The sequence below is a fragment of the Nocardioides malaquae genome, from assembly GCF_015070385.1.
Lineage (GTDB): Bacteria > Actinomycetota > Actinomycetes > Propionibacteriales > Nocardioidaceae > Nocardioides > Nocardioides malaquae.
Map to the genome: position 1 here is coordinate 25,293 of NZ_JADCSA010000013.1, position 14,132 is coordinate 39,424.

General features: G+C 72.0%; 14 protein-coding genes. 13 read left to right on the forward strand and 1 reads right to left on the reverse strand.

Translation table 11 applies throughout. The features are described 5' to 3' along the window. The first annotated feature begins 33 nt into the window (after positions 1-33). From IEQ44_RS12835 to ccsB, 13 genes are all read left to right on the forward strand, one after another. Positions 34-1,644, forward strand: a complete 1,611-nt coding sequence (locus IEQ44_RS12835) for a class I adenylate-forming enzyme family protein (RefSeq protein ID WP_193638868.1) — start codon at positions 34-36, stop codon at positions 1,642-1,644. A gap of 24 nt (positions 1,645-1,668) precedes the next feature. Next, on the forward strand, positions 1,669-1,923 hold the full coding sequence (locus tag IEQ44_RS12840; protein ID WP_193638869.1) for a glutaredoxin family protein: 255 nt from the start codon (positions 1,669-1,671) through the stop codon (positions 1,921-1,923). Positions 1,924-2,083: 160 nt separating this feature from the next. After that, entirely contained in the window at positions 2,084-2,842 is a 759-nt protein-coding gene (locus IEQ44_RS12845) for a redox-sensing transcriptional repressor Rex (RefSeq protein WP_193638870.1), read from the forward strand. After that, a complete protein-coding gene (locus IEQ44_RS12850) occupies positions 2,839-4,158 on the forward strand; it encodes a glutamyl-tRNA reductase (protein WP_193638871.1) in 1,320 nt (439 codons plus the stop codon). The genes IEQ44_RS12845 and IEQ44_RS12850 overlap by 4 nt, the downstream gene beginning before the upstream one ends. Then, the gene (gene hemC / locus IEQ44_RS12855) at positions 4,155-5,081 is read left to right on the forward strand and encodes a hydroxymethylbilane synthase (RefSeq protein WP_193638872.1); all 927 of its coding nucleotides are present in this window, start codon (positions 4,155-4,157) and stop codon (positions 5,079-5,081) included. The genes IEQ44_RS12850 and hemC overlap by 4 nt, the downstream gene beginning before the upstream one ends. Before the next feature lie 29 nt (positions 5,082-5,110). After that, positions 5,111-6,772 carry a bifunctional uroporphyrinogen-III C-methyltransferase/uroporphyrinogen-III synthase gene (locus IEQ44_RS12860; RefSeq protein WP_193638873.1) on the forward strand — a complete coding sequence of 554 codons (1,662 nt, stop codon included), beginning with the start codon at positions 5,111-5,113 and terminating at the stop codon, positions 6,770-6,772. 108 nt (positions 6,773-6,880) lie between these two features. After that, positions 6,881-7,876 carry a porphobilinogen synthase gene (gene hemB, locus IEQ44_RS12865; RefSeq protein ID WP_193638874.1) on the forward strand — a complete coding sequence of 332 codons (996 nt, stop codon included), beginning with the start codon at positions 6,881-6,883 and terminating at the stop codon, positions 7,874-7,876. Positions 7,877-7,968: 92 nt separating this feature from the next. After that, positions 7,969-9,288, forward strand: coding sequence for a glutamate-1-semialdehyde 2,1-aminomutase (hemL, locus tag IEQ44_RS12870; RefSeq protein WP_193638875.1), 1,320 nt, complete (start codon positions 7,969-7,971; stop codon positions 9,286-9,288). Then, positions 9,285-9,962 (forward strand): histidine phosphatase family protein, encoded by a 678-nt coding sequence (locus IEQ44_RS12875; protein ID WP_193638876.1) that lies wholly within the window; start codon positions 9,285-9,287, stop codon positions 9,960-9,962. The genes hemL and IEQ44_RS12875 overlap by 4 nt, the downstream gene beginning before the upstream one ends. A gap of 2 nt (positions 9,963-9,964) precedes the next feature. Continuing rightward, entirely contained in the window at positions 9,965-10,573 is a 609-nt protein-coding gene (locus tag IEQ44_RS12880) for a TlpA disulfide reductase family protein (RefSeq protein WP_319804664.1), read from the forward strand. After that, positions 10,566-11,327, forward strand: coding sequence for a cytochrome c biogenesis CcdA family protein (locus IEQ44_RS12885; RefSeq protein WP_193638877.1), 762 nt, complete (start codon positions 10,566-10,568; stop codon positions 11,325-11,327). Before IEQ44_RS12880 ends, IEQ44_RS12885 begins: the two co-directional genes overlap by 8 nt. Beyond that, a complete protein-coding gene (resB, locus tag IEQ44_RS12890) occupies positions 11,324-12,898 on the forward strand; it encodes a cytochrome c biogenesis protein ResB (protein WP_319804665.1) in 1,575 nt (524 codons plus the stop codon). Before IEQ44_RS12885 ends, resB begins: the two co-directional genes overlap by 4 nt. Beyond that, positions 12,895-13,863: a c-type cytochrome biogenesis protein CcsB gene (ccsB, locus tag IEQ44_RS12895; RefSeq protein ID WP_193638878.1), complete on the forward strand. Its 969-nt coding sequence runs from the start codon at positions 12,895-12,897 to the stop codon at positions 13,861-13,863. The genes resB and ccsB overlap by 4 nt, the downstream gene beginning before the upstream one ends. Here ccsB and IEQ44_RS12900 read toward each other — a convergent pair. Then, positions 13,821-14,105 (reverse strand): hypothetical protein, encoded by a 285-nt coding sequence (locus IEQ44_RS12900; protein WP_193638879.1) that lies wholly within the window; start codon positions 14,103-14,105, stop codon positions 13,821-13,823. The genes ccsB and IEQ44_RS12900 overlap by 43 nt on opposite strands. Positions 14,106-14,132 lie beyond the last annotated feature (27 nt).

Sequence of the window (14,132 nt, forward strand, 5' to 3'; positions counted from 1 at the left end):
GGAGGGGTGGCCGGATGTGTCAGTATCACCATCATGCCGAGACCCACAGACGTCGCTGACCTCGTGGCCTCCGCTGCTGCGGAGTGCCCGGACCGCCTCGCGCTCGTGGAGGTGGGTGGTCGCAGCCTGACGTGGGCAGGCCTCGAGGACGAGGTGGCCCGGGTGGCCAGCGGCCTCAACCGCTTCGACGTGTTCGGCGGCCACCGGGTGATGATCGTCCTGGGCAACCGCCTCGAGTTCGTCACCACCTACCTGGGTGCCTTGCGCGCCCACGCCGTGGCCGTGCCGGTGAACCCGCAGGCCGCTCCGTACGACCTGGCCCGCATGGTCGCCGACTCCGGCGCCCGGATGGTGGTCGCCGCGGCGGACACCGCCCCTCGCGTCCGCGAGGCCGTCGCGATGCTCGCGGCCGCGTTGGACGGCACGCCGCTCGACGGCGCCGGCGAGCTGGAGCCCGAGCTGCTCGCCCGGGCGCGGGTGCCCCGGCTCGTGGTGCTCGGCGAGGGCGTGGAGTCGCCCGAGGTGACCTACGCCGACCTGGTCTCCGGACCCGCGGAGCCGGTCGCCTCCGCCGGTGACGCCGAGCGCCTCGCGGCGCTGCTCTACACCGCTGGCACCAGCGGTCGGCCGCGGGCGGCGATGCTGACCCATCGGGCGCTGCTCGCCAACATCGAGCAGGTCGCCGACACCGATCCGCCGATGATGCACGGCGACGACGTGGTGCTCGGGGTGCTGCCGCTCTTCCACGTCTACGGCCTCAACGCGGTCCTGGGCAGCGTGCTGCGCCACCGCGCCAAGCTGGTGCTGGTCGACGGGTTCGACCCGGAGGCCACCCTGGACCTGATCGACGACGAGGCGATCTCGGTGCTGCCGGTGGCGCCCGCGGTCTTCGGCCACTGGAACGGTCGCGACCAGCTGCGTGAGCGGCTCGGTCCCGTACGCCTGGTGCTGTCGGGGTCGGCGGTGCTGGCCGGTCCGGTCTCCGCGGAGTTCACCGCCGGCACCGGGCTGGAGGTCCACCAGGGCTACGGACTGACCGAGGCGTCGCCGGTGGTCACCACCACGATGCGCTCGGCCCAGGTGCGGCCCGGCTCCGTGGGACGCCCGTTGAGCGGGGTCGAGGTGCGTCTGGTCGACGAGGTGACCGGTCACCTGGAGGGTGACGACCCCGGCGAGATCCAGATCCGTGGCGCCAACCTCTTCAGCGGTTACTGGCCCGACGGTGCCGACGGTCCCGACACCGACGGCTGGTGGCCGACCGGCGACGTCGGCTACATCGACGCCGACGGCGACCTCTACCTGGTCGACCGCGTGCGCGACATGGTGGTCGTGCACGGGTTCAACGTCTACCCCTCCGAGGTGGAGGACGTGGTGGCCGAGGTGGAGGGGGTCTCAAGTGCGGCGGTGATCGGCGTCGACGACCCCGAGACCGGCGAGGCCGTGGTGGCGTACGTCGTCTCCAGCGAGCCTGCCGAGGCCGTCGAGGCGGCAGTGCGTGACCACGTCGCGGGTCGACTGGCCCGGTTCAAGCAGCCGACCCGGATCGAGGTGGTGACCGAGCTGCCCACCACGGTCACCGGCCGGGTGGAGAAGGGACGCCTGCGCGGCATCGAGCGCCGGCGGGCCCTCGGTCTGCTGGAGTGACCCGCGCCGGGGGATGATGGACCCATGTCCGAGCCCTCGAGCACCGCCCGCGTCACCCTCTACGGACGCCCCGGCTGCCACCTCTGCGACGACGCTCGCGCGGTGGTCGAGCGGGTCTGCGCCGACCTCGGCGAGAGCTTCGTGGAGGTCGACATCGACTCCGACGAGGACCTCTACGACCGCTTCGGCGAGGAGATTCCGGTCACGTTCGTCGACGGTCGCCAGCATGACTTCTGGCGGGTGGACGAGGCGCGGCTGCGGGCGGCGCTGACCCGCTGACGAATCCCTCCTCGGGAGGGCTGTGTCCCATCTCACCTGCGAGTTCACCCGGGTCGACGGATTTTGTTCTCACGTTCACAAACTCCTAAAGTGGCTGGGCCGAACGATTCCTGCCCCCGGAGCCCACCGGTGGATCGATCAGCTGGAAAGAGACGTCCCAGTGAGTTCACGGTCCTCTGCCGACAACGCGCGAGAGATCCCTGAAGCGACGGTCGCCCGACTGCCCGTCTACCTCAGGGCGCTGACCGGGCTCACCGAGAGCGGCGTCGCCACCTGCTCCAGCGAGGAGCTGGCCGCTGCTGCCGGCGTCAACAGCGCCAAGCTGCGCAAGGACCTCTCCTACCTGGGGTCCTACGGCACCCGCGGCGTCGGCTACGACGTCGAGTACCTGACCTACCAGATCGCCCGCGAGATCGGCGTGACCCACGACTGGCCCGTCGTCATCGTCGGGATCGGCAACCTGGGGCACGCCCTGGCCAACTACTCCGGCTTCCGCAGCCGCGGGTTCCGGGTCGTGGCCCTGCTCGACGCCGACCCGTCGCGCGCCGGTGAGGAGGTGGCCGGCATCGCCGTGCAGTCCTTCGACCGGCTCGAGGAGATCGTCACAGAGCACGGTGTCGCGATCGGCGTCATCGCGACCCCCGCCCCCGCGGCCCAGGACGTCGCCGACCGGATGGTCGCCGCCGGCATCTCGAGCATCCTCAACTTCGCGCCGCGCGTGCTGGCCGTGCCGCCCGGAGTCGACGTACGCAAGGTCGACCTGTCGATCGAGCTGCAGATCCTCGCCTACCACGAGCAGCGCAAGGCAGCCATCGAGCAGCCCGCCCAGCTCGAGCCCGAGCACGCCGAGCAGACCGAGCACGCCGAGCAGTGCGTGCCCGCCGTCGACGGTGCCCTGGCGCAGGAGGTGCTGTCGTGAGCGTCCTGGTCGTGGGCATCTCCCACAAGTCCGCGCCCGTCTCGGTGCTGGAGAGCCTCGCGCTCGACTCCGACGGGGCCCGCAAGCTCGTGCTCGACGTGGTGGACGCCGAGCACGTCGGCGAGGCCGCGGTCATCTCGACCTGCAACCGCCTTGAGATCTACGCCGACGTCGACCGGTTCCACGGCTCGGTGGAGGAGCTCTCCCGCCTGCTCGTCGCCCAGTCCGGGGTCGCGCCGGAGTCGATGGTGCCGCACCTCTACGTGCACTACGACGACGGTGCGGTCTCCCACCTCTTCCACGTCGCCGCCGGCATGGACTCGATGGTGCTCGGCGAGGGCCAGATCCTGGGTCAGGCCCGTGAGGCGCTGCGCGTGGGCCAGGAGCTCGGCACGGTCGGGCCCGCCCTCAACTCGCTCTTCCAGCAGGCCCTGCGGGTCGGCAAGCGCACCCACGCCGAGACCGACGTCGACGCGGCGGCGCCCTCGATGGTCTCGGCCGCCCTGGCCCAGGTGCTCGGCGACGAGGGGGCCAGCGACAAGGTCGTCCTGGTGCTCGGCGCCGGGTCGATGGCGGCGCTCTCGGTCGCGACCGTGACGCGGCAGGGCGCGCGCGAGGTGGTGATCGCCAACCGCTCGCTGGCCAACGCTCAGCGCCTCGCCACGGAGTACGCGACCGACGGCGAGGTCCGAGCCGTGCCGGTCGACGAGCTGGACGACGAGCTCGGTCGTGCCGACGTGCTGGTCGCCTGCACCGGCGCCGCCGGCGTCGTGCTGACCGCAGCGGAGCTCGCGGCCGCGCGCGAGGGGCGTACGCACCCGCTCCACGTGCTGGACCTGGCGTTGCCCCACGACGTCGACCCCGCCGCCGCGGAGCTGCCCGGCGTGCACGTCATGGACCTGGCCACCCTCGCCGAGCGCCTGGGCGACGACCACGACGCCGTACGCAGCGTGGCCGGCGTCCGCGAGATCGTCGCCGAGGAGGTCGCTGCGTTCCTCGCCGCCCGCCGCCAGGCGAGCGTGACGCCGACTGTGGTGGCTCTGCGCACCATGGCGACCGGCGTGGTCGAGGCCGAGATGGAGCGTCTCGAGGCGCGCCTGGGCGACCTCGACCCGGCCGTCACCGCCGAGGTCCGCCGCACCGTGCACCGGGTCGCCGAGAAGTTGCTCCACCAGCCCACCGTGCGGGTGCGCGAGCTGGCCGCCGAGTCCGGCGCGGTCTCCTACGCCGCCGCGCTGGCCGAGCTGTTCGCCCTCGACCCCGACGCGGTCTCCGCCGTCACCCGCCCCGACCTCGTCGAAGGAGGCAACCGATGAGCCGCGTCCTGCGTCTCGGCACCCGTGCCTCAGCGCTCGCGACCACCCAGTCGGGCATGATCGCCGACGCGATCCGCACCCGGCTCGGCCGTGAGGTCGAGCTCGTGCACGTCACCACCGAGGGCGACGTCAACCGTGGTCCGCTCGCGCAGATGGGCGGCACCGGCGTCTTCGTCTCCGCGCTGCGTGACGCGTTGCTCGACGGCAGCGTCGACCTGGCCGTGCACTCGTTGAAGGACCTGCCGACCACCCCGCAGGACGGGATCACGCTCGCCGCGATCCCGCCCCGGGAGGACCCCCGCGACGTGCTCGTCGCGCGCGACGGCCTGACGCTCGGCGAGCTGCCTGCGGGCAGCCGCGTGGGCACCGGGTCGCCGCGCCGCGCCGCCCAGCTCGCGGCGCTCGGGCTCGGGTTGGAGATCGTTGCGATCCGTGGCAACGTCGGCACCCGCATCGGCAAGGTGACCAGCGGCGAGCTCGACGGCATCCTGCTGGCCCGCGCCGGCCTCAACCGGCTGGGCCGGGCCGACGAGGCCACCGAGGCGCTCGACCCGTTGCAGATGCTCCCTGCCCCGGGCCAGGGCGCGCTGGCGGTGGAGTGCCGCACCGACGACCACGAGCTGGTCGAGCTGCTCAGCGCGCTCGACGACGCCGCGACCCGGGCGGCGGTGACCTGCGAGCGGCAGGTGCTCAACACGCTCGAGGCCGGGTGCAGCGCCCCGTTGGGTGCGCTGGCCGAGGTGGTCGACGCAGACGAAGGAGAAGAACTCTGGATCAGGGCCGTGGCCCTCTCCGGAGACGGCAGCCGCGTGGTGCGCATGAGCGCCACCGGCGAGCCCGGCGATGCCCAGGGCATCGGCGCCCGCCTGGGGAGCGAGATGCTCGCCGCGGGCGCAGCCGACCTGATGGAGGCACCAGCCTGATGGAAACACCAGTGAGGAAGCAGCAGTCCATGGCTACTGGCAAGACCCCTGACAAGCCGACCCCCACGGGTTGGGTCTCGTTCGTGGGAGGTGGCCCCGGTGACCCGGGGCTGCTCACCGTGCGCGCCGTCGAGCTGTTGCGCTCCGCCGAGGTGGTGATCACCGAGGCGCCCGAGCACGAGGAGATGGTCCGGACGGTACTGGGGCTCCCGGCTCCCGCCCCGGTCGAGGAGGGCGCCGAGGCGCCCGAGACCGACGGTCCGCTCTTCGTCGACGGCGGTTGCGCCGACGACGGCCAGCCGCTGACCAACGCGGCCCGCGGCCGCGTGGTCGTCAAGCACGGCAAGAAGTCGCGCGTCGTCCGTCTCCTGACCGGCGATCCGTTCATGTACGCCTCGGGTCCCGAGGAGGCGCAGGCCTGCGTCAAGGCGGGCGTCGGCTTCGAGATCGTGCCGGGCGTCTCCGCGGTCGCCGCGGTGCCTGCGTACGCCGGCATCCCGCTGACCGACAAGAACCACCGCGAGGTCGCCGTGGTGACCTGCGGCGGCACCGTCGACTGGTCGCAGTACGCCGACGACCGCACCCTGGTGCTGCTCTCGGGCGTCGGGTCGATCGGTGAGTCCGCGAAGGCGCTCATCGAGGCCGGTCGTTCGCCGCAGACCCCGGTGGCGGTGACCCGCGTGGGCACCACCACCGAGCAGTCGACGGTGACCTCCACGCTGGAGAACGTGGCCGCCGACGTGCGGGCCGCCCGCGTGGCGCCGCCGGCGATCATCGTGATCGGCGACGTGGTCAACCTGCGCGAGACGCTCTCGTGGTTCGAGACCAAGCCGCTCTTCGGGTGGCGCGTCCTGGTGCCCCGCACCAAGGAGCAGGCCGCGTCGCTCTCGCACCGGCTGCGTGACTTCGGTGCGGTGCCGGAGGAGGTGCCGACGATCTCGGTCGAGCCGCCCCGCAACCCCCTGCAGATGGACAAGGCCGTCCGCGGCCTCGTCGAGGGTCGCTACGAGTGGATCGCCTTCACCTCGGTCAACGCGGTCAAGGCGGTGCGCGAGAAGTTCGAGGAGTACGGCCTCGACGCGCGCTCGTTCTCCGGCCTGAAGATCGCCGCGGTGGGTGACAAGACCGCCCAGGCGATCGCCGACTGGGGCCTGCGCGCCGACCTGGTGCCGACCGGCGAGCAGTCGGCTCGTGGCCTGGTCGAGGAGTGGCCGCCCTACGACGACGTGCTCGACCCCATCAACCGGGTCTTCCTGCCGCGCGCCGACATCGCCACCGAGGTGCTGGTGAGCGGTCTGGTCGAGCTGGGCTGGGAGTGCGACGACGTCACGGCCTACCGCACCGTGCGTGCGGCCCCGCCGCCGGCGCCGACCCGCGACGCGATCAAGACGGGCAAGTTCGACGCGGTGGTCTTCACCTCGTCGTCGACGGTGCGCAACCTCGTCGGCATCGCCGGCAAGCCGCACCCGTCGACGGTCATCGCCGTGATCGGGCCCGCGACGGCCAAGACCGCCGAGGAGCACGGCCTGCGGGTCGACGTCATGGCCTCCAAGCCCGACGTCGAGGTCCTGGTCGACGCGCTCGCCGACTTCGGTGCCGCGCGCCGCGCCGCGCTGGTCGAGTCGGGCCAGCCGGTCACGCGTCCCTCGGACCGCAAGGCCTCGGGTCGCCGCAAGGCCGCCGCGAAGTAGCTCGTCACGCCCGTACGCCCGCCACGGCGTCATACGGTCGGAGCCCCCGGTGGCTCCCTCCGTATGACGCCGCGGTGCATTTCGCGGGGTGGGTGAGAGGATCGGGGCATGGCTGACCTGGACGACCTGACCGGACCCACCGTGCGACCGCGCCGCCTGCGTACGACGCCCGCGTTGCGGCGGATGGTCGCCGAGACGTCGGTGGAGGCCCGCCAGCTCGTGCTGCCGCTCTTCGTGCGCGAGGGCATCGACGCGCCGGTGCCGATCAGCTCGATGCCCGGCGTCGTGCAGCACACCCGCGACACCCTGAAGGCCGCCGTCGCCGAAGCCGCCGAGCTCGGACTGGGGGGTGTCATGCTCTTCGGCATCCCCGCCACCAAGGACGCGACCGGGTCGGGCGCACTCGACCCGGACGGCATCCTCAACGCCGCGATCGCCGACGTCGTCGGCGAGGTGGGCGACGCGGTCACCGTGATGGCCGACCTCTGCCTCGACGAGTTCACCGACCACGGCCACTGCGGCGTCGTCGACGCGCAGGGGAGGGTCGACAACGACGCCACGCTCCGCCTCTACGCCGCGATGGCCCAGGCGCAGGCCGCGGCCGGGGTCCACATGGTCGGCCCCAGCGGCATGATGGACGGCCAGGTGTCGGTCATCCGGGCGGCGCTGGACGCCGACGCCCACACCGACGTCTCGATCTTGGCCTACTCGGCGAAGTACGCCTCGGCCTTCTACGGCCCCTTCCGTGAGGCCGTCGACTCCTCCCTGCAGGGTGACCGCCGCACCTACCAGCAGGACCCCGCCAACGCGCTCGAGGGCGTACGCGAGGCCCTGCTCGACGTGGAGCAGGGCGCCGACCTGGTGATGGTCAAGCCCGCCCTGGCCTACCTCGACGTGGTGCGGCAGGTGCGCGACGCCGTCGACGTGCCGGTGGCCGCCTACAACATCTCGGGGGAGTACGCGATGGTCGAGGCGGCCGCGGCCAACGGCTGGATCGACCGCGAGCCGGCGATCCTGGAGACGCTCACCTCGATCCGGCGCGCCGGCGCGGACGTCATCCTGACCTACTGGGCCAGCGAGGCCGCCCGGCTGCTCGCTCGCTGACGCCCGCCCCGGCCGGTGCAGACAGTGTGGCGCGTGCCACGTCACCCGTCGGCGAGTTCGCCACGGTTGGGCCACTGGGCCACAATGGCCGGGTGACTTCACGCCCCGACGCCGGCAGCGGCGCGCTGTTCGAGCGCGCCAGCGCCGTGACCCCCGGGGGAGTCAACTCTCCCGTCCGTGCCTTCAACGCGGTGGGAGGCACGCCCCGTTTCGTCCGGTCCGCGCAGGGGGCGTGGCTGACCGACGTCGACGGCAACGACTACGTCGACCTGATCTGCTCGTGGGGCCCGATGCTGCTGGGTCACGCCCACCCCGAGGTGCTCGCCGAGGTCAACGCCGCGGTCGCCCGCGGCACCTCCTACGGCACCCCGACGGTGCCGGAGGTCGAGCTCGCCGAGGAGATCGTGCGGCGTACGCCCGTCGACCGGGTCCGCTTCGTCTCCTCGGGCACCGAGGCCACCATGTCGGCGATCCGGTTGGCGCGCGGCTTCACTGGCCGCGACGTCATCGTGAAGTTCGCCGGCAACTACCACGGCCACGTCGACTCGCTGCTGGCCTCCGCGGGCTCGGGCCTCGCGACCTTCGCGGTGCCCGGCACCCCGGGCGTGCCGGCGTCGTCGACCGACCTGACGCTCGTGCTGCCCTACAACGACCGCGCCGCCGTCACCGCGGCCTTCGCCGAGCACGGCCCGCGCATCGCCGCGGTGATCGTGGAGGCCGCCCCCGGCAACATGGGGATCGTGCCGCCCGAGCCCGGCTTCAACGGCTTCCTCGCCCAGACCTGCCGCGACGCCGGCGCCCTCTTTGTCTCCGACGAGGTGATGACCGGCTTCCGTGCGACCGCGCAGGGCGGCTGGGGCCTCGACGGCGCCCAGGAGGGCTGGGTGCCCGACCTGATGACCTTCGGCAAGGTGATGGGCGGCGGCTTCCCGGCCGCGGCCTTCGGCGGTCGCGCCGATGTGATGGCCCACCTCGCGCCCGAGGGCGGCGTCTACCAGGCCGGCACGCTCTCGGGGAACCCGGTCGCCACCACCGCCGGGCTCGCGACGCTGCGCCGTGCCACCGACGAGGTGTACGCCCACCTCACCGCCGCGGGCGACGCCATCAAGGCGGGGGTCACCGAGGCGTTCACCGCCGTCGGGCTGCCGCACCGCATCCAGTCGGCCGGCACGATGTTCTCGGTCTTCTTCCGCGACGGCGAGGTGCGCGACTTCACCGACGCGAGCGCGCAGGACGAGAAGGCGTACGCGGCGTTCTTCCACGCGATGCTCGACGCCGGGGTCCACCTGCCGCCCAGTGCCTACGAGTGCTGGTTCGTCTCGGCCGCCCACGACGACCGCGCCGTGCAGACGGTGCTCGACGCGCTGCCCGGCGCCGCCCGCGCCGCAGCCACCGCTGGAGGAGACGCATGAGCGAGACGACGCTGGTCCACCTGCTGCGCCACGGCGAGGTGCACAACCCCCAAGGCATCCTCTACGGGCGCCGTGACGGCTTCCACCTCTCCGACCTGGGCGTCAAGATGGCCACCCGGATCGCCGAGTCGATCGGCGAGCGCGACATCGTGCACATGCGTACGTCCCCGCTCGAGCGCGCCCAGGAGACCGCGGCCCCGCTCGCCGCGGTCAGGGGCCTGACGCCCGAGATCGACCCGCGGGTGATCGAGTCGACCAACAAGTTCGAGGGCATCAGCTTCGGCGAGGGCGCGATGACGCTGGTCAAGCGCCCGCACCTGTGGCGCCACCTCTACAACCCGTTCAAGCCGTCGTGGGGCGAGCCCTACGACGAGATGGCGGCCCGGATGCTCGCCGCGGTGCACGACGCCCGCGACGCCGCCCGCGGCCATGAGGCCGTCATCGTCAGCCACCAGCTGCCGATCTGGACGCTTCGGCTGCACGCCGAGCGGAAGTCGTTCGTGCACGACCCGCGCAACCGCCAGTGCACCCTCTGCTCGCTGACCACGCTGCACTTCACCGGTGACGCGCTGACCCGGGTCAGCTACTCCGAGCCTGCCGGCGACCTCATCCCCACCAAGGACAAGAACGCGCCCTTCTCCGCGGGTGGCGCGCCCGACGAGAAGCGGCCCTGACCGTGCCCGTGCGTCCCCCCTCGCCCGCCTCCCCGTCGCGGACCTCCGGTGCTGCCGCCGTGCTGGTCGCGCTCCTGCTCGTGCTCACCGGCTGCTCCTCGGTCGAGGGCACCGGCGGCAAGGGCTACGTGACCGCCGACGGCACGGTGCGGATGGTCGACGAGGGCGAGCGCGAGGCGCCGGTCGAGCTGAGCGGTGAGGGCCTGGACGGCGAGCAGCTCGATCTCGCCGACTTCCGGGGCACGACGACGGTCGTCAACGTCTGGGGTGCCTGGTGTGCCCAGTGCCGCCACGAGATGCCCGACCTGGTCGAGGCCGCCGCCGAGACCGAGGGCATCGCGCAGTTCGTGGGCATCAACATCCGCGACGGCTCCACCAGCCAGGCGCTCAGCTTCAACCGCAAGTTCGGCGTGGAGTACCCCTCCTTCTACTCGCCCGACGGCAAGGCGCTGCTGCCCTTCCACGACACCATCCCGCCCAACGCGATCCCCTCGACCGTGGTGCTCGACGCCGAGGGCCGGGTCGCCGCGGCGATCATCGGCGTGCTGCCCTCGGCCGGCACGCTGGTCGGCGTGATCGAGGACGTCTCCGGGAAGTCCGCCGATGAGTGATCTCTTCGGTGAGGTCGCCAGCTCCGGAACGCTGCTGCTCGCGATCCCCGTGGCGCTGGTCGCTGGCCTCGTGTCGTTCTTCTCGCCCTGCGTGATCCCGCTGCTGCCGGGCTACCTCTCGTACGCCACGGGCCTGTCCGGCGCCGACCTCGCGACCGGCGAGGCGGAGCGGCGCCGGGGCCGCATGCTGCTCGGCTCGGTGCTCTTCGTGCTCGGCTTCGCGGCGGTCTTCGTCGCGCTCGGCTCGATCTCCGGCGCGCTGGGCGAGTGGCTGGTCACCTGGACCGAGCAGATCACGATGGCGCTGGGCGCGCTGACGATCGTGCTCGGTCTCGCCTTCGCCGGGTGGCTGCCGTTCCTGCAGCGTGACTTCCGCATCCACAAGGTGCCGGCCGTGGGCCTGGCCGCCGCGCCGTTGCTGGGTTTCCTCTTCGGCCTGGGCTGGACGCCGTGCCTGGGGCCGACGCTGCAGGTCATCCTGACCCTGGCCTACACCGAGGGCACCGCTGCCCGCGGCGCACTGCTGGCCGGCGTCTACTCGCTGGGCCTCGGGGTGCCGTTCATCGTGGCCGGCCTGGCCTACCGCCGGGCGCTCGGCGCCTTCGCGTTCGTCAAGCGTCACCAGGTCGCGGTGATGCGGGTCGGTGGCCTGATGCTCGTGGCCGTTGGCGTGCTCATGGTCACCGGCTGGTGGCTCGAGATGGTCTCCTGGCTCCAGGTGCGCCTGGTCTCCGACTTCGAGGTGGCGGTGTGAACGAGCTCAACCTGGTCGAGTTCCTGCGCTGGACGTGGCGACAGCTGACCTCGATGCGCACCGCCCTGGTGCTCCTGCTGCTGCTGGCGCTCGCCGCCGTGCCCGGCTCGCTGGTGCCCCAGGCCAACGTGGACGCCCTCAAGACGTCGCAGTGGCAGGACAACCACCCGAAGCTGACGCCGGTCTACGAGAAGCTCGGCCTCTTCGACGTCTACTCCTCACCGTGGTTCGCCGCGATCTACCTGCTGCTCGTCGTCTCGCTGGTGGGCTGCATCGTGCCGCGCACCAAGGTCTACTTCCGGGCCATGCGGGCGCGACCCCCGAAGGCGCCCCGCCACCTGACCCGGTTGGGCGACCACGCGACGTACGAGACCCAGGCCTCGGTCGACGAGGTGCTCGCGCGGGCCGAGCAGGTGCTGCGTCGCCGCCGCTTCCGACGCGACCGCCACGACGAGGGCACCGACCAGGGCTTCGTCGCTGCCGAGAAGGGCCACCTGCGCGAGGCGGGCAACCTGGTCTTCCACCTGTCGATCCTGGTGGTGATGGCGGGCGTGGCCGCGGGCAACCTCTTCGGCTACCAGGGCGGCGTGATCGTGACCGTCGGCAACGGCTTCTCCAACAACCTCACCCAGTACGACGACTTCGTGCCCGGCAGCCTCTACCGCACCGAGTGGATGGAGCCCTTCGCATTCGACATCGACGAGTTCGACATCGAGTGGCTGACCAGCGGCGCCGGCGCCGGTCAGGCTCGCAACTTCGTGTCGCACCTGACCTACACCGAGGAGCCGGGGGGTGAGGAGAAGGAGTACGACCTGCGGGTCAACCACCCCTTGACCATCGGCTCCACCGACATCTTCCTGATCGGTCACGGCTACGCCCCGGTCATCACCGTGACCGACTCCGAGGGCGAGGTCGCCTACTCCGGGCCGACGATCTTCCTGCCCACCGACATGAACTTCCGCTCGTTCGGCGTGGTCAAGGCGCCCGACGCCGCCACCCCGCTGGCCCTGGAGGGTGAGCTCTACCCGACCTACGCCTTCGCCGACGGCCCCTACTCGCAGTTCGGCCAGCTGGTGAACCCGCTGGTCTCGATGGAGGTCTACACCGGCGACCTGGGCCTGGACGACGGCATCAGCCAGTCGGTCTACGTGCTCAACAAGGCGAAGGCCGAGAAGGTGACCGCCGACGACGGCGGCATGTTCCGCCTCGACATGCGCCCCGGTGACACCGTCGAGCTGCCCGACGGGCTCGGCTCGGTGACCTTCGAGGGCATCGAGCGCTGGAACAAGATCCAGATCAGCCAGACCCCGGGCAAGTTCGTGGCCCTGGCCGGTGTGGTCCTGGCCCTGCTCGGCCTGATCGGCTCCCTGTACGTCCGTCCCCGCCGCGTCTGGGTCCGTGCCCGGCGCCTGGAGGGCCGCACCCTCGTCGAGGTCGGTGGCCTCGACCGTTCGGCCGGCGGCGACGTCGGCGAGGAGATCGAGGCCCTCACCGCAGAGCTGAAGGCCGCAGCGGCCCCCGCAGCACCGAAGGCCGACGAGGCCGACGCAGCACCGAAGGAGCAGTCGTGACCGACACCCAGTGGGAAGTCCTGAGCAACCAGGCGATCACCGTCGCCGGAGTGGTCTACTTCCTCGCCCTGCTGAGCCACCTGGTGGCGTGGGCCGGCCTGCGGCAGGTGCCGCACACCGAGGAGGTCACCACGGGTCGCACGGCGCTCTTCGACCGCCTCGGCCTGGTCCTGACCGCCCTCGGCGGTCTCGTCCACCTCGTGGGGCTGGTGGGGCGCGGCATGGCCGCCGACCCCAACCGGGTGCCGTGGGGCAACATGTACGAGTTCTCGATCTCCGGCGCCTGGTTCGTCGTGGTGATCTACCTGGTGACCTACAAGCGGTTCAAGCTCTCCTGGCTGGCCCCGTGGGTCGTCGGGGTCGTGCTCTCGGTGCTGATGCTCGCGGTGATCTGGCTGCACAAGCCGGTTGCGCCGCTGACCGAGGCGCTCGACTCGCCGTGGCTGGTGATCCACGTCGTCTCGGCGGTGATCGCGACCGCCGCCTTCACCCTCGGTGGGATCCTGGTCGTGCTCCACCTCGTCAAGGAGCGCGCCGAGAAGAAGGACGCCGAGGTCGGGCGGGAGCGTACGACCGGTTACCTGGCACGGGTGCCCAGCACGAAGGTGCTCGACCGCATCTCCTACCGGATGCACGCCTTCGGCTTCCCGGTGTGGACCTTCGCAGTGCTGATCAGCGGACCGATCTGGGCCCACGAGGCGTGGAGCCGCTACTGGAACTGGGACCCCAAGGAGGTCTGGGCGTTCATCACGTGGGTGATCTACGCGGCCTACCTGCACGCCCGCACGACCGCCGGCCTGCGCGGCCGGGTGGCCTCGGTGCTGGCCCTGGTGGGTCTGGCGACGCTGTGGTGGAGCTTCGTCGGGGTCAACTTCTTCTCGACCACCTCGCAGCACTCCTACGCCGAGGGCGCCGCTGTCGTTCAGGTGGTGCCGGTCGAGTCCTCGTCGGGCGCCTCGTCCTGACGAGCTGAGTCGTTCCCGTCCTTGCGCGGCGGCGTCCCCTCGGGGGCGTCGCCGTTCTGCTTCGCCTGGCGGCGCCGCTCGGCCTCGAGACGCCACAGGAAGTCGGGGTCGTCGTCGGGCGCGACCTGCCGGGGAGGCTCCCGCCGGCGGACGGGCCGCGGCACGCCCCGCCGTTCGATCACCCGGGTGAGGCCGTAGACGACCAGGGCGATGACGACGACGGCGAGCAGGACCTTCAGCACGCCTCCAGCCTAGGACGTGAGGGAAGG